12 protein-coding genes are annotated in these 22,458 nt (G+C 51.8%); 10 read left to right on the forward strand and 2 right to left on the reverse strand.

Features of this window, described 5'->3' with window-relative positions:
• The first annotated feature begins 45 nt into the window (after positions 1–45).
• Entirely contained in the window at positions 46–1,668 is a 1,623-nt protein-coding gene (locus VL197_14200) for an ATP-binding protein (GenBank protein ID HUJ19131.1), read from the forward strand.
• 11 nt (positions 1,669–1,679) lie between these two features.
• Here VL197_14200 and VL197_14205 read toward each other — a convergent pair whose 3' ends face one another.
• Entirely contained in the window at positions 1,680–1,943 is a 264-nt protein-coding gene (locus VL197_14205) for an EscU/YscU/HrcU family type III secretion system export apparatus switch protein (GenBank protein ID HUJ19132.1), read from the reverse strand.
• Between the two features lie 206 nt (positions 1,944–2,149).
• Positions 2,150–3,238 (reverse strand): flagellar hook-length control protein FliK, encoded by a 1,089-nt coding sequence (locus tag VL197_14210; GenBank protein ID HUJ19133.1) that lies wholly within the window; start codon positions 3,236–3,238, stop codon positions 2,150–2,152.
• 669 nt (positions 3,239–3,907) lie between these two features.
• On the opposite strand from VL197_14210, the gene cysC reads away from it, so the two are divergent.
• The 9 genes from cysC (at position 3,908) to VL197_14255 (ending at position 22,406) form a co-directional block, all read left to right on the forward strand.
• Positions 3,908–4,507: an adenylyl-sulfate kinase gene (cysC, locus tag VL197_14215; protein ID HUJ19134.1), complete on the forward strand. Its 600-nt coding sequence runs from the start codon at positions 3,908–3,910 to the stop codon at positions 4,505–4,507.
• 176 nt (positions 4,508–4,683) lie between these two features.
• Positions 4,684–5,889, forward strand: coding sequence for a tetratricopeptide repeat protein (locus tag VL197_14220; GenBank protein HUJ19135.1), 1,206 nt, complete (start codon positions 4,684–4,686; stop codon positions 5,887–5,889).
• 591 nt (positions 5,890–6,480) lie between these two features.
• Positions 6,481–7,287, forward strand: a complete 807-nt coding sequence (locus VL197_14225) for a sulfotransferase domain-containing protein (protein HUJ19136.1) — start codon at positions 6,481–6,483, stop codon at positions 7,285–7,287.
• On the forward strand, positions 7,284–8,141 hold the full coding sequence (locus VL197_14230) for a hypothetical protein (protein HUJ19137.1): 858 nt from the start codon (positions 7,284–7,286) through the stop codon (positions 8,139–8,141). The genes VL197_14225 and VL197_14230 overlap by 4 nt, the downstream gene beginning before the upstream one ends.
• A 60-nt stretch (positions 8,142–8,201) precedes the next feature.
• Entirely contained in the window at positions 8,202–10,961 is a 2,760-nt protein-coding gene (locus VL197_14235; protein HUJ19138.1) for a tetratricopeptide repeat protein, read from the forward strand.
• 640 nt (positions 10,962–11,601) lie between these two features.
• Positions 11,602–14,598: a glycosyltransferase gene (locus VL197_14240; protein ID HUJ19139.1), complete on the forward strand. Its 2,997-nt coding sequence runs from the start codon at positions 11,602–11,604 to the stop codon at positions 14,596–14,598.
• Between the two features lie 43 nt (positions 14,599–14,641).
• A complete protein-coding gene (locus tag VL197_14245; GenBank protein ID HUJ19140.1) occupies positions 14,642–17,722 on the forward strand; it encodes a tetratricopeptide repeat protein in 3,081 nt (1,026 codons plus the stop codon).
• Entirely contained in the window at positions 17,709–19,505 is a 1,797-nt protein-coding gene (locus VL197_14250; protein HUJ19141.1) for a tetratricopeptide repeat protein, read from the forward strand. The genes VL197_14245 and VL197_14250 overlap by 14 nt, the downstream gene beginning before the upstream one ends.
• Positions 19,506–19,535: 30 nt before the next feature.
• Positions 19,536–22,406, forward strand: a complete 2,871-nt coding sequence (locus VL197_14255; GenBank protein ID HUJ19142.1) for a tetratricopeptide repeat protein — start codon at positions 19,536–19,538, stop codon at positions 22,404–22,406.
• Positions 22,407–22,458 lie beyond the last annotated feature (52 nt).

The following is a 22,458-nucleotide window of genomic DNA, read 5'->3' on the forward strand; positions in this document are numbered from 1 at the left end:
ATAATTTTTGTCGCTTTCACTTGGAGAATTTTGAGTCAAAAAAGCTTGAATAGAGAACTAGCTCTTAAATATGACCTTGCTCAGCAGAAAAAACAGCTTGAAATATATTCCCTCCAGCTAAAAGGCATGGTCGAGGAGAGGACGAAAGAGCTGCGGACTTCTGAGCAGTGGCACCGATCGCTTGTCGACAATGCGACGGACGGCATCATCGTTCAGGATGGAAGCGGCATTATCCTGAATGTGAACGACAGGGCCTGCGAGATGCACGGATTTCCCAAGGAGGTGTTGGTCGGGACCCATATCAGGCTGCTCGAGGACGGCTCCAGACAGGATGAGATAGCCGAGAGGATGCGTCGTCTGTTCGCCGGCGAATCGCTCGTCTTTGAGACCGTGCACCACAAGAAGGACGGAACACCCCTCTATCTCGAGATCAGCTCGAAGGCGATCACGATCGGCGAAGAGATGTTCATTCAGTCATTTTACCGTGATATCACGGAGAAGAAAAGGCTGCAGGAGCACCTCTTCCAGTCCCAGAAGATGGATTCCATCGGGGTCCTTGCCGGCGGCATCGCCCATGACTTCAACAACATCCTGACAGCCATCATCGGCCATCTGGAGATCATCCGGCGCACCGCACTCGATGAAAAGGCGCTCCGGAGCCTGAATGTCATCGAGGATGCGGCGCGCAGGGCGGGGAGGATGATCTCCAAGCTGCTCGGGTTCGCCCGGAAGAGCAATTTTGAGATCGTGCCGCTGAACATGAATGACGTCATCTTCGACACGGTAAAACTGCTCGAACGGGTGATCGACAAGAAGATCAATGTGACCGTGGAGCTGGATAACCAGCTGCCGCTCGTCCAGGGCGACGTCAACCAGATCGAGCAGATCATCATGAACCTCGTCGTCAACGCCAGGGACGCCATGCCCGGCGGCGGACGCATTGTCATCAAGACGACGAGCCGTGAAATCGTCAGGGGCATGCCGGACGTGCCGGCCTACATTCTGCCCGGGCACTATGTCATCATGACCGTAACTGATACGGGCACGGGCATTCCGAAAGACATCGTGAGCAAGATCTTCGAGCCCTTTTTCACGACCAAGGAGCGCGGAAAGGGCACCGGACTCGGCCTCTCGATGGTCTACGGCGTCATCAAGGAGCACCGGGGGTACATCATGGTGCAGAGCGAGGAGAACAGAGGAACGGTCTTCACGATCTATCTTCCGGCCTCCCAGGCGGCCGTCGTAAAGAAAGAGATAAAGCAGCTGGCTTCGGTCAGCGGGAGCGAGACCGTACTGGTCGTCGATGATGAGCCGGACATCCTGCACGCGATCCAGGATACGCTGTCCAGTCATGGGTACAAAGTGTTTGCGGTAAGCGATCCGGTCTCGGCCATCAACATCTTCAAGAAGCTGTCCTCGGAGATCGACCTCGTCATTACGGACATCGTAATGCCGCGGTTGAACGGCAAGGAGCTGGTCGGCCAGATCAAGGCAATGAATGCGGATGTCAAAGTGCTCGCCATCTCGGGGTACACGAAATATGTGGCGCCCAAGGACGAGATCGGAGAGATCAACGGATTTCTGCAGAAGCCCTTCGAGTCGTACTACCTCCTGACGGTCGTGCGGCGCATACTCGATGCCCATCCTCACGAGCTCATACCCAACTAATCCCCCCGGCGTCACACCTTGCCGCTCACTTTATACAGAAACGCCAGAATTTCCGCGACGGCCTTATACAGCTCTACCGGGATCTCTTCATAGAGGTCGAGGGTAGAGAGGATCTCTATCAGATGACGGTCGTCGTGCACCGGGACGCCGTGCTTTCGGGCGAGCGCAATGATCTTTTCCGCCACCATCCCCTTTCCCGTGGCAACGACCGCCGGAGCATGGTCCTTCCCTTGCCGGTACTTGAGCGCCACCGCTTTTTGCTGGCTATCCTTCACTACGCCCCTCTTCGTTTAATCATCTAGCCGGCTGCGAACATGAGCTCGGCCTTCCCGGCAGTTTAATCGATAATCCAGCGCCCGGATCATGTTCCATCCGGGAAACCCCTATCCGCCGATGATGCGGACCGAAACTGCTTTCACCTGTGATGGCAAAGCCCCTGTGCGCCCTTTTCCAGCATTCCTGGTTCCTGCCGGGACTGAACTCATGCCCGGATACTCAGCCCGGCCGGACCATGGGCGGCAAAATCGATCCGAGCCTCGTGCTGTATGGTCAAACCGCCCAGTCTCAAACCGGCCGATTCGAGCTGCTTCTCGAGCAAAGAGGAGCTTTCCTGCAGCAGCCCCGAGAAGGTCCTGTTCTCGGCTGCGCAGGAGACATGGACGCTCCCGGCCTGAAGCAGAAGGCGGACCTGTACCTTTCCCGCACGCTCCAGGTCCAGGTTGATGCAGCAGGAGAAGGTCCGCTCGCCCGGACTCCCACGGTCGGACTGACGGAGGATCAGCTCCCCGTCCCGGAGCTCTTTCCACACAAGCGGCAGGAAGAGCTGCAGGGAGTCGGTCAGCTTCGACTGCAGCTGGTAGTACTCTATGTTCCGGAGGATGCCGTTGACCGCTTCGAGAAGACCCTTCCGGTCGAGAGCATTGCTGGAGGGAAATTCATCGAACCCTGGCTGGAGAAGCGTTTCCTTGAAGCGAAGCAGGGCGGCCTTCAGGTCGCCGGTGATGACGTGCTTGGCCTCGATGTTTGCAGCATCAGCGTCTGCCTCCATTCCCATCGCAAGGATACGGAGCTTCGTTTCAAAGAAAACCCCGCCATCCTGGACCGCTTCTTTCAAGGCTGACGCGGTCAGTTTGTTCAGGGGAATGAGAAAACGGTCGATCATGTCGACCTCGGGCATGTTCATCCTGAGGTCTTCGGGAATCCGGGAAAGAAGCCCGGAAAGACGCAGCATCCATTCAGCGGCGGGCTGGAGATCTTGAAGGTTTTCCAGGGCGGGCAGAATCGCATTCTTGACGTTGTCAGCGGTTTCGACCGTGTTTCCCGCCAGCCTCAGGTAAATGACGCTTTCCTGCCGCTCCACCCGAAGGGACAAGAGATCCCCCATCTGGAGCTGCACTTCGGACTGCGCGGTAAGGACACTGTCATTCACCTTGATCGAAACGCTATTGTCCGGCCCGATGCCCACCACCTCGGCCTTCACCTCTGTCCCGGGCTTGAGCGCGAAGGCATCGTTGCCGCTTACAGAAAGCGCCAGGTTTTTCCCAACTGGCGGTACAGGACTGCTCTGCATGCCGTCTCCCTGTCAAGAGCATTTAACATATGCATTTCATTATAGCAGATATAGCAAAATGACCCTCCCGGCAGAAGCCCGGAGGCTCACAAATCAATTTGTTAATCGCTGTTGCTCTTGATCTTTTTAATTGGTCCTCTTCATAGACAAAAGTCCCCATTTCATTTAAGTCTGTACACGGTACACCGTAGTCTCGGGAACGGGTGCCCTCTTTGCTTGAGTACGTCCTACGCCTAATGGAAATTTCTCCCCTTTGGCCAGCGTCAGGATTCTAATCTTTTATGTCGAGAACGTATCCCAGACCGTCAATACTTTTTTACTGCTACTGTTCAATGTGGTGAACAAATTTATATTCCCTTCAAACGTCGTATTTTTGACGATTCTCAACATCCCTGCGTTGTATTTTCATCTATTAACTTATATTGTAATTCAATCAGTTATACCATGCGTTGAAGTCTTTTCCCTCCCTTCCCTCATGGTATTAACATTGCATAATAACGCATTACGAAGCATCTTTTTCTATTCATAGTGTTTGATTGTTGCTTTATAAGGAAGTCGCTCCTTGCACTTATGAATAGTAACGGGATCAAGGGATGCCGTCTTACTATCATAATGAATGGCCCTGTTATCGGGCAGAATTCTACCCCATGGAAGCGGAAGAGGTCTCTGATGAAAAGAGAGAATGTAGTCTGGTATGAGGCTACCGTTGTTCGAGAGCGCAGGGAAAAACTGAACGGTCATAAGAGCACTGTCGTCTGGTTCACTGGCCTGCCAAGTTCTGGAAAATCCACGATCGCTCATTGCGTCGAGGAAAAATTGTTCCAGATGGGCTGCCGGACCCTTGTTCTCGACGGAGACAATGTGCGGCACGGACTCTGCTCTGACCTCGGATTTTCCGCGGAAGACAGGGCCGAGAACATCCGCCGTATCGGCGAGGTGGCTAAGCTTTTTGTCGAGGCAGGAATAATCGTGCTGACGGCGTTCATCTCTCCCTTTCAGGCGAACCGCGACCAAGTACGGCAGCTGGTCGGAGACGTCAACTTCATCGAGATCTTCTGCGACTGCCCGATCGAGGTCTGTGAGGAGCGCGATCCCAAGGGGCATTACCAAAAGGCGCGTGATGGCGTCATTCAACACTTCACCGGGATATCCGCGCCCTATGAAGCACCGGTCAACTGTCACCTCGCGCTGAAGACCGAACAGTATTCACCGGAAAAATGCTCAGCGCAGGTGATCGAGCTGCTCATGGAACGGGGTATTCTAAGTTAAGGACTGTCGATTATCGCCCAGCAAGGCACCGCTTATGACGACGCTTCATTGCAGATTGATCCGCAATACTTCAGCTGCGTTCATAAAAAAACCTAAAGTTTTCAGCCCGAATGCCGATACGCTAAATAGGAGCAGAAGTGAGAAACTAATACGCATGACAAAACCCGGGCGTTAAAATGTCCATATCATCAGTAAGTTCAACAAATACGATCGCCGATGCACTCTTCTCGGCCATGAGCGACCAGCAAACGCAGCTGACAGCGTTGGCGCAGACCGCCCTGTCCACAGGTGCTGATCGCGCCATGAACGGCGATTACGAAGGCGCGACGCGAGAGTTCAGACGTTCCATCGGCCTGGATTCTTCTCCCCAGAATGCCGTGACGGCATATCATCTTCTTGCGACGTCCTATATTCAGATGGGGCGGACTGAGGACGCGATCAAGGCATATCAGTCATCGATCCGCATGGCGCCGACTGATGACACCGCTCACCTCAATTTAGGCAATATCTATTTCAGCCAGGGGCGCTACAACGAAGCTGAAGCAGAATATCGGTCTGCAGTGAGAAACAATCCGACTTCCTCTACAAATCTGTTTTCACTCGGTCAGGTGTATCTTGCCACTGACCGTAACCAGCTGGCGGAAACAACCTTTAAACGGGTGATCCAGATGGATGGTAGTCAATATGGCGGATATTATGCGCTGGGGCAGACTTACGCCAAGGCAGGAAGGCAGGAGGATGCAATCTCCGAGTTTCAAAAGGTCATCAGCCTGAAGAAGGATTTTTATCAGGTGCATGTGGATCTTGGATACGCATATGCTGACCTTGGCCAGACGTCAAAAGCAAAAGATGAACTGAGCATTCTGAATGATAAAGCGCCGAACCTGGCCTCTGTTCTGAGCGGATACCTCGATCAGATCGCTAAACCAAAGATCCTTGCTGCATACAACGTCAGCGGATTTGCAAACACCCTTGGTCCCGGCACGAAAGTGTCCACAATGGACAAATCCTTAACAATGCCGGGTGCATCACACGAATTCAACATGGTATTCATGTTCACGAAAGACATGGATCTCTCGTCAATTACGAATCCTTTTAACTGGTCCATTGCCAAGGCAGCCTATGGTGCTGCCGGAGGCCCCTACAACTGGGGATTGCCGACACCTGCGACCGATGTCAACATATCGCCGGTACCGATACGTGTCACCTATGCGCCAGATGCCCGGTCCGCCACTGTTTCCTTCCTGATCAAGCAGAATGCCAGCGCCAATGGTACGATCGATCCATCGCACATTAGGTTCAAATTCAATGGCAAAGATGTTTATGGAAACACTATGGACACATCTGCAGACGAATATAGCGGCATTTCAAAGATCGTCTGATGGGCGCTGCGTCTGCTATGTGTAGCATAAAAACCTACTCCTCACATCGTGATCTGCGAATCTTAGTGTCATTGTCCTTGCAGCTTAAGCCTTTCTGACTCAAAACATCACAGTACGTCACAACACAAGTTCTCGCGCAAAGCCGCCAAGGTCACAAAAAAACGGTTTTTTGATCCAATCGTTGTTCCGGCTTGCTCAGGTCAGTTCTAGTCGTTTATCGAGTCGACATGATACTGTTTACCGTAAGCTTATTTTAGCAAATTGAGAGTGCCAATATATTGTCAGCTCTTTCCGTTTTCTAGTAACCCTACCACATTTACCTAAGGCATATACAACATATTATTCCATATTTACAATTAGTTATAATCTAGGTTCCATATAACAAGTCTATTGTTATGTGGTATTAATGTTGCATCTAAGCATGATGACAGTATTATTTTGTTCCGGTTTTTGACAGATTCACTCATCTGAAATGCCTATCAAGTAGAAGCAAGAACGATCCTGAATCCAGAGATTTTCTTGAGATACAGAATGCGGGCGACGTTGACGTTCAATAATATCAGTCAGAATATGGAAAAGTTGATGTAAAAAATGAAAGAAAAAGTGGACAAATACCCAGTACGTCGCCATGACAAGCTGGTTAATTTTATCATTTGTGGTACGCAGAAGGGCGGTACTACTGCGTTGGATGAATATCTACGAGAGCACCCCGAGATATGCATGGCCGAAAAGAAAGAGGTACACTTTTTCGATCGTGAAAATTTTTTTCGTGATATGACGCCTGACTATGCCTGGTATCACTCCTCGTTCACCCCTCGAACGACGCATAAGGTGCTCGGAGAGGCAACGCCGATATATATGTATTGGAACGGCGCACCACGGCGGATCTGGGAATATAACCCTGCAATGAAGCTGATCGTCGTATTGCGAAATCCCATCGACAGGGCCTATTCTCACTGGAACATGGAGCGTTCCAGAAATGCCGATACGTTATCATTCTGGGATGCTATCCAAAAAGAATCGGAGAGATGTCGAGAAGCATTGCCATATCAACACAGGATCTATAGCTATGTTGATAGAGGCTTCTATTTGGGGCAGCTGCGAAGACTTTGGCTGTACTTTAAAAAAGATCATGTCTTGATCCTGAAAAACGAGTATCTGAGGAATCGGCCGTATGAGGCACTTCGGGAGGTCTGCGATTTTCTTGAGGTCGCCTGTTTTGACCGGATCGCTATCAAGAACGTTCATTCGCGGCCTTATGAATCGACCATGAGCACAAGAGAACGACATTTCCTGCAGAATATCTATGAGCATGAGATCCTCAGTATTGAGCGGGTTCTTGGATGGGATTGCAGCGACTGGCTCACCGCGGAATGCGGTACGGGAGAGAGCACATGACATCAGGTCCGGCAGCTGAACTCGTCGAAAAAATACGGGACAAACAGTGCGTCTTCACCATTACCGCCGGACGTACCGGAACAAACTATCTTCAAAAACTATTCGCTCTCTTCCCTGATACGCTCAGTGTGCATGAAGGAGCGCCGGATTTCGTTCATGTATTAAGAAGAGCGCAGCAGAACCCTGAAGTTGCCTACAGCTTCTGCCTGCAGCATAAGCTGCCGTTCATCGCCGCTATCGATCAAAAAAGATACGTCGAAACCAGCCACCTGTTCTGTAAAGGCTTCGTCGAGTCGTTCCTGAAGTGCGGCGTTGTACCGCATATTATAATACTCAGAAGACCTCCTCGGGAGATTGCAGTGAGCAATCTTGGGCTGAGCACGGTCCCGTCACGCACCGTCCATGGATTAATGTATCTGCTGTCACCGGACGATCCGAATGTATTGCCGCTGCCTCAATGGCAATACCTGAACGATTATCAACTATGCTTTTGGTACAGCCTGGAGATCGAAAGGAGGCAAAGAAATTATGCTGATATGTTCAGGCAGCTCGGCGCACGTGTCGTCGAGACGTCACTTTCCGAACTGCTTGATTTCAGCGCCTTCGTACTCGTTGCATCACAGCTGGGTTTCGAGGCTGACATTCATGATAGAAGCTTGAATGACAATTTTCTGGAACTCTCTGCCGTGAAACACAACGAAAAACAAAAAAATCCCATAACAGCGACGCCCGAGGAGTTTACGGCTGCCGAAGAAGAGGTCTGGGAAAAGATCTATTATTACGATCCCTTGCTAAGGGATAGAATTACACAGCAATATGAAAAACCGGTGGTAGGCAAAATGGCGGTTTACTAGCGCAGTTGCACCGTCTTTTCTGGTTTATAGCCGAAATTTAAGGTCAAACAACGTGCTCGTATGATCCTTTCTCACAAATATAAGTTCATCTTTATTAAGACAAAGAAGACTGCGGGGACAAGCATTGAGATCGCCCTCTCAAAGTTTTGTGGTCCCACTGACATCATTACTCCCATTACACCAGCTGATGAAACCATCAGAGCACGTCTCGGTTACAGGGGACCTCAGAATTACTCGTCATCTCTGGGACCGTTCTATAACCATATCTCGGCCAGGGAAATTGCAGAAAAAATAGATCCCGCCGTTTGGGAAACCTATTATAAATTTTGTGTTGAGCGTAACCCATGGGACAAGGTCGTTTCGTGGTACTACTGGGAAAATAGGACAGAGCCGCGCCCCCCTCTATCCCAATTTATTCGTTCCGGACGGGCGGCTCTGGTTGGCGGACCTGGAGGCTTTAACCTGTATACAATCAATGACCGTATCGTTGTCGACAAGGTATTACTGTATGAAAATCTTCAACAGGAAATGGAAGCTCTTGCACTACGATTAAACTTGCCTGAAGTGCCTCAGTTACCGAATGCAAAAGCAGAGTTCAGGGTCGACAAGAAACCTGTTACCGCATTCTATGGCGAGCAGGATCGGAACACAATTGCAACAATATTTTCCCGTGAAATTTCGCTTTTTGGATACGCATTCCCCCGGAAGAACGGCGAGGAGACTGCAGCTCAGCCGGTTGATTCGCGAAAAGGAATATTTTCTTTGGGAAAGAAAGGTCTTGATGAAAACGCTCTAGGGCACAATAGAGGATATCGCGGCGCCCCGGGTCAGCTCGATATGATCATTCACGAAGCTGACACGCTAAGCCAGGCGGGCGAAATAGACAAGGCGATCAAACTGCTCGCCGATTGGTTGTCGAAGGAGCCGCACACCACGGAGATCATTTATGTCATGACAGAGATTTTGCTGCGGGCCAAACATTGTAAAGAATCCCTTGAGGCGCTGAGCGCCCTTCCTGATACCGAACGAAACACTACCAGGTTCCTCCTGCTGTCGGGCTATAGTAGGGAGGGATTGGGTGAATATTCAGAAGCAGAACGGCTGTTGAATATTGTACTGGCCAAGGAACCGCGTAATTCGGTCGCATTGAATCTGGCAGGTATCTTGGCCTATAGGGAAAATAAAAAGGATCTGGCAAACGGTTTCTTTCGTAAAGCAATGGAAAGCGATCCGGACTATGGCGAACCATATACGAATCTTGGTGTTCTCGCGTGGGCATCAGGTGACAGGCCGGCAGGAATGGAACTACTGGAACGCGGCATGGCTCTTTGCCCCACCTCGCCGGACGCCGCGTCCTCCTATCATTCTGCGGCAGTAGCGTTATCCTCCTTCGCCCGCGCGGAGCAGGTATTTCGCAAGGCACTGACCTTGTTTCCCCTCAACAAGGCAATTGCGTTCTTTCTCATTGACCTCCTCATTCAACAGAGCAAATGGGAGCAGGCAATGCCGATCATCGAACAGGCTATGGTCGATCATGGTATCGATGATGGCATCCTTGCTGCTGCCATCGAGGTCCGCAGAAGGACCGGACCGCAGGACTCGGTGCGCACGCACGATAAGAACAGTTCTCTGTCGCTCTGCATGATCGTAAAGAACGAGGAAAAGAATCTTGCCCGGTGCCTCATGAGCGTCAAACCTGTCGTCGACGAGATGATCGTGGTTGATACCGGTTCGAGTGACAAAACCCGCGACATCGCAACCGCGTTTGGCGCGAAACTGTACGATGTCCCCTGGACCGGCGATTTTTCCGAAGTGAGAAACGCCTCCATCGCCAGGGCCTCGGGAGACTGGATCCTGATTCTGGATGGTGATGAGGTTATATCCCCCCGTGACCACCCGGAACTGATGCGATTGACCGACACGACAGGTCGACCAGTATCCTATTCGTTTGTGACCAGGAACTATATTCCGCAGATCCACAAAACAGGCTGGACAGCCAATGACGGAACCTGCGGGGAGGAAGCGGGCGCTGGATGGCTTGGGAGTTCCAAAGTCCGGTTATTCCCTCGAGATGGCCGCATACAGTTCGTCAATCCTGTACATGAACTGGTGGAACCGTCACTCGGCAGGGCCGGTATTGGCATACAAAAATGCAGCATCCCGATCCATCATTATGGAAAGCTGGATCAGGAAAAGGTCAACGCCAAATGGGAGGAATACTATATTCTTGGTAAAAGGAAGCTTGAGGCCGCCGGGGAAAATGCGGATGCCCTCAGGGAGTTGGCCATCCAGGCCGGAGAGCTAAAACGTTTTGGGGAGGCGGTAGATCTCTGGAAACGGGCCATCAAATTGCAGCCTCGAATGGAAAGCGCATACCTCAACCTGGCATCCGTCTATCTGCAGCAGGATAAGTTCAATACCGCCCTCGCGGTCGCTGAAAAAGCGCTGGAAATAAATCCTGACTCAAAGGAAGTGCTCTGCAACTACGCGCTTTGCGAACTGTATTCAGGCAGCATAGAGCGTGCGAAAACGGTCCTCGGGGGAGTTCTGAGCAAGACTCCGGGATACCCGGCTGCTGACATCATGTTGGCAATAGCTCACCTCGTCTCAGGCAACAAGAATGAAGGGATCGCCGTATTCAACGGTCTCGGCATCTCAGGTCCTGCGCTTGTCGAATGCGTTTTGCCTTTTGCAGAAAAATTGCTGCGTGCCGGACGAAAAGGACCTGCGCATATATTGACCGAGATTGCACGCGAAGTTGAAAGCGCTATTGATGTGGATCTTGAAAGAATACACCTCGGAACATTCTCAAATACATGAGGCATGAGCTATGACCATACATGACAGAAAAGACGATCGAATCAACGTGCCTGTCTGCATCGCGGGAATGCACCGTTCCGGGACTTCCATGGTGGCAAAACTGCTTCATCAATCCGGGCTGTATCTGGGAAAGGATGATGAACTTCTTGGACCGGCGTCGGATAACCCCGATGGCTTCTGGGAAAATATTCAGTTCGTCAGGATAAATGACGAGCTCCTTTTGAAAGCGGGAGGAGCGTGGGATCTTCCGCCGGACATGCGAAATGGATGGGGAAATATTCCAGGCCTTGGATCTCTGAGGGAAAAGGCGCAAAAAACAGTTCATCAATTTGAAATGCATGGGCCCTGGGGATGGAAGGATCCGCGTAACAGTCTCACGGCGGAATTTTGGCAGGACATAATCGGAAAAGAGCATTTACGCTTTGTCATTTGCGTAAGAAACCCGCTTGAGGTTGCGCGTTCGATCCACAAGCGCAGCTACAATTCGTTCATCTTCGGTCTTAATCTGTGGCATCAGTATAACCGCGCGGTAATGGACCTGACCAGCCCTTCGCAAAGGATGATCACCCATTACGACTCCTTTTTTTCGGATCCGGAAGAAGAATTGAACAGGCTGCTGGTATTTGCCGGGATCCCTGCAATGCAGTCGGCTGTTCGCAGCGCGTGTTCCCACATCTCCACCTCTCTTCGCCATCATTCCTCCAGCGGGCACGATCTCATCAAGGCAGGCGCATCGGCAAAACTTGTTGATCTCTACGAGGAGCTTTGCGCGCAGTCAGGTCCCGTGTATCAGAGGACCTGCAGCTCCGCGGTTTCAAAAACTGCGCCCCCCCCGGAAAGAACTATTTCTAACTTTCCCGGCAAGAAGGGTTTCATTTCAATCGTTATCCTCACCTTCAATCAGCTTACCTATACAAGAGAGTGTGTTGAGAGCATCAGAAAGCACACGTCCGAACCCCATGAGATCATTTTTGTAGATAACGGGTCAACAGACGGAACGGTGAAATGGCTGAAAGAGCTCATTAAAAAAAATGATAATTATGCACTGATTGAGAATACGACCAATCTCGGCTTTTCCAAGGGGTGTAACCAAGGCATCAAGGAATCTTCAGGCGAATACATCCTGCTCCTCAATAACGATGTCGTAGTTACCGAAGACTGGCTTTCCGGCATGCTGGAATGCCTGAACAACGCTCCCGACGTCGGCATCGTGGGCCCCATGACGAACAGCATCAGCGGACCGCAGATGGTCGCGCATGTTGACTATTCCTCTCCGGACCAACTCGCGGCGTACGCAAGGAAGTTCAGGGATGAACACCGGCATCGCCGTATCCCGCTGCGAAGGATCGTCGGTTTCTGCATGCTCTTCAGGCGCGATCTTGTGGAAAGAATCGGATCACTTGACGAAAGCTTTGGAACGGGCAATTACGAGGACGACGATTTCTGCCTGAGATCGGCATTGGCCGGCTGCCGGAATTTCATTGCCGGCGATGTGTTTATCCACCATCACGGCAGCAGAAGCTTCGTCGGCAACAATATTCATTACGGGTCGGCCATGTCGGGCAACAGGAAGATCTATAATTCCAAGTGGGGCGCGGTCAGGGCCGATACGACGCCGGGGAAAAATCTCCTTGTGATCCAGGCCCTCGGAAAGGCCGATGAACTCCATCGCAAAGACCAGTCGGACACGGCGCTGACGGTCCTCATTGACGCGTTAAAGTACGCGCCCGACGACGGAAGGATCTACTCGCACCTTACAAACATCCTGCTTGAGATAAAGCAGTACGAACAGGCACTTGACGTGATCGATCGCGCGCCTCATCATGACACCGACGCGCACTGGCTCTGCTTGGCGGGATATTGCAGGGAAGGACTCGCATCCTATGAAGAAGCTGCAGAGCTTGCTGCCCGCGCCCTCGCACTCCGGCCTGGTTATGCATCGGCATTGAACCTTCAGGGTGTGATCGCATTTAGAAACGAAGCGCGGGCTTCGGCAGAACCGTTCTTCCGCCAGGCTATGGCAGCCGATCCCGGCTACGGAGAACCTTATACGAACCTTGGTGTCCTGCTCTGGTCCCAGGGAGATCAGCAGGCCGGCCTCAACCTGCTTGAGCGAGGGTTCATCCTTGCTCCTGTTTCGCCGGATGCGTCAACGCTTTATCATTCTGCTGCAACGGCATCAGGAGCGTTTAACGACGCCGAGAGGAACTTTCGAGAAGCCTGTTCGCTCTATCCGGACCTCCGGAGGACCTGTTTCCTTCTTATCGATCTTCTCCTGAAGCAGGACAAATACCGGGAAGCGCTGGCACTGACCCATGACGCAATGATAGCATTCGGCATCGACGACGGCATCCTGTCCGCAGCTCTTGACATCATATCAAAACTCGGGTCACCGGATGCCCTGCGTGCAAAAAAAGGTTCCGATACTCTTACGGTATGCATGATCGTCAAGAATGAAGAAGCTCATCTGCTGAAATGCCTTATGAGCATTGAGTCCCTGGCGGATGAGATCATTGTCGTCGATACCGGGTCAACAGACAGAACGAAGGGCCTTGCCCGGTCCTTTGGCGCAAAGGTCTTTGACGTTCCCTGGACCGGTGATTTTTCCGAGGCGCGAAATGTGTCCCTCGACAAGGCATCAGGAGGCTGGATTTTTGTTCTCGATGCCGATGAGGTGATATCGCCCAAAGACCATGATGCGATCAGAAAACTCATCAGCTCAACGAAAAAAGCTCCAGCTGCCTATGCTGTGACGACCCGTAATTATATTTCGGCGATGAATATCACGGGCTGGACAATGAACAAAGGGGAATATCCGGCCGAGGAAACGGGCAGCGGCTGGAAACCGAGCACCAAGACCAGGCTTTTTACGAACGATCCGCGTATCCGTTTCGAGAATCGCGTTCATGAGCTCGTCGAATCGTCTCTTGCAAAGATCGGGATCACTTCGAAGCCCTGCGATATTCCCGTCCATCATTATGGAAAGCTCAAGGAAGAAACGGTGATGAAAAAAGGAGAGGATTATTTCCTTCTGGGGAGGGAAAAGCTCAAAGAAACGAGTGATCCTCAAGCCCTCTACGAACTCGCAGTTCAGGCGGGCGAGCTTGACCGGTTTGATGACGCCATTGAGCTGTGGGAACAATTTCTGGGCATGCGGGACGTTCCCCCTGAGCTTTTCCTGCGAGCACACATCAATCTGGGGTATGCTTTCGTTCAACGAGGGCGATACGATGATGCGTTTTCCATATCCAAAAAGGCGATAGCGCTTGCGCCGGATGCCCCGGGTGCTATCATGAACTATTCGCTGGCGGAGCTTTGGCGGGGAGACCCGCAAAACGCCGTTCCGCTTCTTGAGGATCTTCTCAAATCCACACCGGATCATCCTCCCGCAATAGGAATGCTTGCAATAGCCTCGCTCATAGCAGGGCAGGCCGATTCTGCACGGCGTTCCTTTGACCAATTACGAACCCAGGGCTTTCTTCATGAGCTTTATCTGCTGCATCATGTACAGAAGCTTACGGAAGCAGGGAGGACCGACCGCGCCATCGTGATGCTGGAGAACACCGCTGCTGCCGGCTTAGGAACGGCAAAACTGAATACCGTGCTGGAGGAATGCCGGAGACGTTCTATGAACTGACCTTGGAGGAAGAAGTTCTGGCAAGGTTGATTGTTCACACACTATGTCACAGACCATTAAAAAATTGCTTTCCAAGGGCCTTTCACTGCACCGCAGCGGTGATTTTGTGCAGGCTGAGCGATCCTATCGCACCGTACTGTCTCAGGACCCTGGCCAGTCGGATGCTCTCTACCTCCTCGGTATGATCGCACTGCAGCGTGCCGACAATGTCCGTGCTGTTGAGCTTATTTCGAAAGCACTTGAGCGGCATCGCACCACACCGGAATATCATGCGAACCTTGCCATAGCCCTTCACAGCCTCGGCAGGCATGAGGAGTCGGTTGTTCATTGCCGTGAAGCGCTTGCTTTTCGCCCGGACCAGTTTTCTGTCCTTAATACGCTGGGCAATGCTCTTATGGCACTAGAACAGCGTGAGGAGGCTCTTGAGTGCCTGCAGCGGGCAGTCAAGCTTAAACCCGACAGCCTAGAGATTAATTATAATCTCGCCAATGCGCTCAGAGTTATCGGACGATCTGAAGAGGCGGCAGAACGCTACGGTGTCGTGATAAATCTGAAGCCGGACCACGTTGAGGCCATATATAACCTTGCAAATCTTCAGAGAAAGCTGTCTCAGCATGCCAATGCCCGGGACAGTTATCTTTCTGTTCTGGCCCTGAAACCGGACCATGCAGATGCAATGTGCGGTCTGGCCGACATGCTCCACAAGTACGAGGAGTACGAAAAGGCGGAGACCTATTACCGATCTGCCCTATCCTTGAAGCCGGACACTGCCTTGGCATATAACGGACTCGGGAATACCTTGCGCCTGCTTGGGAAACTGGACGAAGCGCTGGACTGCTATCGCCGGGCACTGGAGGTCCAACCCCAGGCGGTGGCATACTATTGCAATATCAGCAATGTGCTTTTTGACAGGGGACAGCTCGACGAGGCCGTTGAAAGTTGCGAGAGAGCGCTCACAATACGGCCCGACTTTCCGGAGGCTCACTGGAATATGGGACCGGCCCTTGTGGCAAAAGGCGATCTTGACAGAGGGTGGCAGAAATATGAATATCGGTTGTCGATAAAGGATGCTCAGACAACCTCATTCACCTATCCTGACTGGGACGGCTCCTCCCTTCAGGGAAAAACACTTCTTGTCTATACCGAGCAGGGCGTAGGCGATGAGATAATGTTTGCCTCTTGCCTGCCGGATGTGATCAACGAAGCAGGGAGGTGTATTGTGGAATGCGATGCCCGCCTGGCACCACTTTTCAAGCGGGCATTTCCCAGAATATATACGATCCAGCGAGGGAAAGGCGCTGACCACTACCCAAAGGAATTGCCGTTACCAAACTGTAAGGTGGCCATGGGAAGTCTTCCCCGTTTTTACCGGTCTTCGTTGAAGAGTTTCCCTCACCAACACCATTATCTGACAGCTGATCCTGCGGCAGTAGCACATTGGAAAGATCGGTTCAATTCCCTGGGTTCAGGGCTAAAGATCGGCATCTCGTGGCGAGGCGGGAAAATAGCCGTCGTACGCCGCACACGCTCGACCAGCCTCGATCAGTGGAAGGATTTATTGTTGATGAGGGATGCCTGTTTTATCAATCTGCAGTATGGCGACTGTAAAAATGAGATCCAGGACATTCACACAAAGTTGGGCGTAACGATCCATGACTGGGATGATTCAGATCCGCTTACCAACCTTGATGATTTTGCGGCTAAAATATCTGCGCTCGATCTGGTCATTTCTGTGGACAACTCGACGGTGCACCTGGCCGGCGCTCTGGGTGTTCCTGTCTGGACACTCCTCACCTTTGGTTCTGATTGGAGATGGATGAGAGACGTTGAGGATACCCCCTGGTATCATTCCATGCGGCTCTTGCGACAGCCCGTTGCCGGAGACTGGGGCGCAGTTTTCAGCCGTGTTACTGCCGGTCTTACTCAAGCTCATGCGAATAGAAAGGTGGTAATGACCGTGGAACGCTCCTTCAGAAACAGGAGCGGTTACCAGAATAGAAGCTGCGGCAGGGTTGGACTTTTGAACGACACAACGTACTGGTACCATTGGGGATGTACCGGAACCAGCAGAGGGATACTCAGGGCGATCGCAGAACGGGGCTACGTGGTCAACAAAATACCGATAACGGGAATAGACCAGTGCACGCACACACCACAGAACATACGCGACTTTGATGACCCCGAATTCTTTCGTGCTTTTTCCAAGGCGAACAGCTGGATGATGCGGGAACTCCGGGATGCGGACATTGTCGTGGTCAATGGAGAAGGGTCGCTGCATGGTATTAATTCATATACGCTAAAGCTTTTGTATCTCATCTATGCCTCAAAGATGCACCTCAAAAAACAGGTTCAGATAATAAACCATTCGTGCTATCCCGACGATTCCCTTGAGGTCGTTGACCCGGCAGCCTGGAAGCTTTACAAAAAGGTATACAATGCAATTGATTTTGCGGCTATCCGAGAGCCGCTCAGCCATGAATTATTGACGCGTAACGGAGTTTCTGCGGAATTGAGCTTTGACTGCCTTCCTCTCTATATTAAGAAAACATATGACCGCTCTGGTGTTCAGTCGGACGGCTCGATCGTGATTGCCGGCTCGGTAATACTGAACGACTGCCTGCCATCCTTTGCCAAATTTCTCCGGATAATGCATGGCAAGGGGCATGTCATTAAAGTCCTGATCGGTGCAAATTTGCGTCCGGCACGGGATGATAAGCTTTTTGTTCAGGGGCTTACCGAGGCATGTCCGGATGCATGGTCCCGCGTTCGAGCTGAATCTCTTGATGCCTGGCTTGATACCATTGCACAGGCATCTGTCCTGGTCTCAGGACGCTTTCATCACACGATCGCGGCATCAATGCTGGGTACGCCCTGTATCCTGCTCGGGAGCAATACTCCGAAGAATGCGGCGCTTGCCCAGGTGGTCGGAATCGATCCGCCATTATCCTGGGCCGACCCTGCACTTGCGGAAATACTGGTTACGAGAACCGAGGACGCGCTCAAACGGCCTGATCAGTTCAGGACCACCAATGATACCCGTGATCGCATGTGTCAACTCGCTGAACGGAACTTTATAGGGCTTGAGAAATTTAAGAGGGGATACGATATTCGTGAAGCCCGGTAGAAATGATCCTTGCCCCTGCGGCAGCGGAAAAAAATACAAGAAGTGCTGCGAAGGCTACGACCGTGTCAAGGATGCTGCAGAAATTCGGCAACAACCTTCCGTGTCAAGCCTCCTTCAGAGGGCAGTTGATTCTCATAATGCAGGCAGACTCTCTGAAGCAGAGGCAATTTACCGTGGTATTCTCGAAAAGGTCCCCCGAAATGCTGATGCCCTGCATCTTCTGGGGATGATTGCCCACCAAAAAGGAAACAACGCCGAAGCTGAACAGATGATAAGAGCCGCCATATCTTTGGACAGCTCCGTTGCGGCATTCCATGTTAACCTTGGAAAGGTCCTCAAGAAGACGGACCGGAAACATGAATCTCTTGACTGCTATCGGAAAGCGCTGTTGCTTCAACCAAACATGACTGAAGCCATCTATAATCTGGCCAATGAACTCTGCGCACGGGGGGAATATGATGAGGCGGTACAGCATTACAGGAATGTCATCAACATTCAGCCCGATCATTCCTATGCGTGCAATAATTTAAGCCTTGCTCTCAGGAGCATGGGGCAAACAGAGGAAGCCCTGCACTATGTAACACGGGCATTGAACAGAGACCCGGGGAATGTTGAGGCGTATAACAATCTGGGAGTTCTCCTGTCAAACAAGGGACAGCTTGAGGCATCCATTGACGCTCTCAACAAGGCTATTTCGATCAAGCCCGACTACAAGGACGCGCATTGGAATCTGGCCCTGCCCTTGCTGCAACTGGGTGACCTCGACACTGGCTGGAAAAAATATGAACTGAGGGACCTCAAGAGGGATGCTTCTGCCAGGAAGTCATTCCCCTATCCACGGTGGGACGGATCTTCATTGAACGACAAAACCTTGTTCGTTTATGCCGAGCAGGGAGTTGGTGATGAGATCATGTTCGCTTCAGTGTTGATCGACGTCATACCTCGGACTAAACGGTGCATTGTTGAATGCAATGACCGTCTTGTTCCCCTTTTTTCGCGCTCTTTTCCTGAAGCACGGGTGATCCCTATGGTCAAAGGGGCACTTCCGGAGCTTCTGCATACTATCGACGTGTCGGCACCAATCGGCAGCCTGCCGATGCATCTGCGTCAGGACCTGAGAGGTTTTCCTCGACGGAGATCATATCTGGTTGCAGACCCTGATAAGATCTCTGACTGGCAGAACCGCTTTCGGGCCCTCGGGGACGGCCTGAAGGTCGGCATATCGTGGAGAGGTGGCAGTGAGGCCAGCGTGCGACACTTGCGTTCAACAAAGCTTGACCAATGGACAGAACTTTTTAGAGTACCTGGCGCTCACTTCATTAACCTTCAATATGGTGACTGCAGGCTGGAGATCGAAGAAGCAAAAGAACTCCTGGGGACAACTATTTACGATTGGAAAGATGCTGATCCCCTTAAGGATCTCGATAATTTCGCTGCCCAGATCTCGGCCCTTGATCTGGTCATTACCGTGGATAACTCGACCTTGCATATGGCGGGAGCTCTGGGCGTTCCTACCTGGGCAGTGATCCCTAAAGGAAACAACTGGCGATGGCTGCAGGACGTCGAGGATACGCCGTGGTATCCCAGTGTGCGCCTATTCAGCCAGACGAAACTTCATAACTGGACAGACGCATTTTTACGCCTAAGGGACTTGCTTCACCGTGCAGCAAGCGGCGGTACAACCATTGAACAGTTGACCAAGTCTGTGGCTGCTTCTTATCAAGATCGTCGGCCAGCTTTAGAATCAAACGTTGAGAAGACGCATATCAAAATGACCGCCTGATGATGTTGGCCTCAAGAGAGGATAGCTGATATGAGAACAGGAAGAAACGACCCTTGCCCATGCGGCAGTGGTAAAAAATTCAAAAAATGCTGCGAACCGACGGAAACGTCACCATCCGCGGCAGTCCCAGGCCCGGCTCACTCTTTGGCAGGCATGCTCCGGGAAGCCATTGACCATCACCAGACAGGTAGGCTGGGTGATGCAGAAAGGCTCTACCGGTCCATCCTTGAGAAAAGACCGAACGACGCCGACGCACTTCATCTCCTCGGCGTGATCTGCCACCAGATCGGCAACCTTGCTGAAGCTGAGACCCTGATCAAAAGAGCGATCGCTGTTGACAACAAGGCCGCGTTATTCCATGTGAACCTCGGGAATGTGCTCAAACAACGAGGCAAGCAGGATGAAGCCATGGCCTCGTTCCGCAAGGCTCTCTCGCTTCAGCCTGATCTCGCCGAAGCGCACTATAACCTGGCAAACGAGCTTTACGCAAACAATGATGTGGAAAAGGCGGTTACCCATTACACAAAGGCTTTGCGGACGAATCCTCAAATGGCAGAAGCACATTATAACCTCGGCATCGCATTGCAGACGCAGGACAGGATAGAGGAAGCGATATCAAGCTATTCGCGCGCCGTCGCGATCCGGCCCGATCATCACAATGCTCACTATAATCTCGGCATTCTCTTCCAGGAGATGGAAAGGTATAAGGATGCCGCAATGCACTATGACCGTGCCTTGAAATACGATCCGGGCAATGCGAACGCGCACTATTATCGGGGCAATGCGTATCTGGAGCTCGATCGGTATGACACAGCCGAGGCATCCTTCAGATCTGCAATAGCACTTCGGCCGGATTTTGCTGATGCCCACAACGATCTCTCGGTTGCCTTACGAAAACAGGGACGTACGGAAGACGCCCTTGCTTCCGCGCGACGCTCCCTGGAGATCACCCCCGGCTTTGCGGCCTATAATAATCTGGGCATAACATACCGGGAGGATGGAAGAATTGCAGAAGCTATCGAAAATGCTAAAAGAGCGATCGCACTAAAACCGGACTCTCCTGATGTTCAATGGAATCTCGCGCTTGCCCTCCTGCATCATGGTGAACTCGCACCGGGTTGGCAAAGGTACGAATGCCGTGCTTTGAAAACTGACTCTAGCCTGAGGGTGTTCCCCTATCCGCGCTGGGCTGGAAGCCCCCTGAAGGACAAGACATTATTTATCTTTGCCGAGCAGGGCATAGGCGATCAGATCATGTTCGCATCCCTTTTTCCCGATATCATGCGGCGTGAGCCGAAACACTGCATAGCAGATTGCGACCCGCGGCTGGTGCCGCTCTTTGCCAGATCATTTCCCGGAGTAGCGGTCATTCCCGCGGCTAGAGAGACCCTGGTGGATAGACTTCCTGCCATTGATCTGGCCATCCCCATGGGCAGCCTTCCGATGCATCTGCGCCCTGATCTTATAAGCTTTCCGCAGCAACGCTCATTTCTGGTTCCCGATGCCGAAAAGGTCGCACTCTGGAGCAGCCGTTTCAACAGGCTCGGAACGGGGTTGAAGATTGGAATATCCTGGAGGGGAGGCAAGGATGCCAGCGTCCGCAATCTGCGCTCGACAACGCTTGCGCAGTGGTCCCGTCTTTTCACGGTGCCGGGTTTACAGTTCGTGAACTTACAATACGGGGACTGCGCTCAAGAGCTTCTGACCGCTAAAAAGGACCTTGGCGTCACGATCCACGATTGGGACGACGCAGACCCGCTCAAGGACCTCGACGGCTTCGCGGCACAGATTGCGGCCCTGGACCTTGTGATCTCCGTGGATAACGCCACCGTGCACATGGCCGGAGCGCTTGGTATTCCGGCATGGGTATTATTGCCCAGGGGCTGCGACTGGAGATGGATGAAGGACTTTGAAGACAGCCCGTGGTATTCTTCGGTCAGGCTGTTCCGTCAACAGGCGCACGGAATGTGGGGAGAGGTCTTCGAGCCGGTCGCCGAATCACTGAGAACAATGACTCCCCGGGCGCTGGCCTCAGGGAACAATGACTGTTTTTTACCACCGGTCAAGAGGTCCTATCTGTCCGCAACATCATCAGTCGAAACGATGCATTCGAAAACAGCGATCAGCAATCTCAACCTGCGACTTTCTGAGATCATGCAGAACAGGATATCGGTAAAAACAGCGGTCGAAGTTAGAGAAATAGATTCACTGTCCGCGACTGAGCAGAGCCTCTTTGACAGGCCTATCTTTATCCTTGGAGTGCCGCGTTCGGGGACCTCAATGGTTGCAGGCTTATTGCATGAATGCGGTGCATGGGCAGGGAAAACCGTGCTGGGATCACCGGAAAATCCGAAGGGGTTCTACGAGCATATTGTTCTAAGAGAAACGATGAATAAAAAAATTCTTTCTTCTCTTAACTGCGACCCCTTAGGGGTCAAGGCCCTCCCGGAAATTGATCAACTGCCGGATATCCCGGATCTGGGCAATATCGTAAAGCAGGTTATTCAAGCTGAGGGCTACACTGAAGACAGGCCGTGGCTATTTAAAGATCCCAAGTTGTCCCTTATATGGCCTATATTGAGAGCGGCTTTTCCCTCCGCGCGTTGGATAATCGTGAGAAGAAAGAATGAGGATATTATCAGGTCATGCTTGAACACTCATTTTATGGTCCGTCATTCGACTGATCCGTTGTTCTGGCGCTCCTGGATCGATGAGTACCTCGATAGACTGGATAGGTTGAAAGGATCCGGCGTATGGTGGAGAGAAGTATGGCCGCATGAGCTTGCCTCAGGAGACTTCGGCGTCCTGCATCAACTGATCAACGAACTTGATCTGAACTGGAACGAACAAATCGTCGAGGAATTTATTCTGCCGGGCTCATGGCATGCTTCAACAACATGAAAGCCCCTGCAAGAGAGAGGGGCTTCTTCAAGGCAGCATGTGACAGGGTACT

Source organism: Nitrospirota bacterium (assembly GCA_035516965.1).
In the GTDB taxonomy this organism is placed as follows: Bacteria; Nitrospirota; UBA9217; order UBA9217; family UBA9217; genus MHEA01.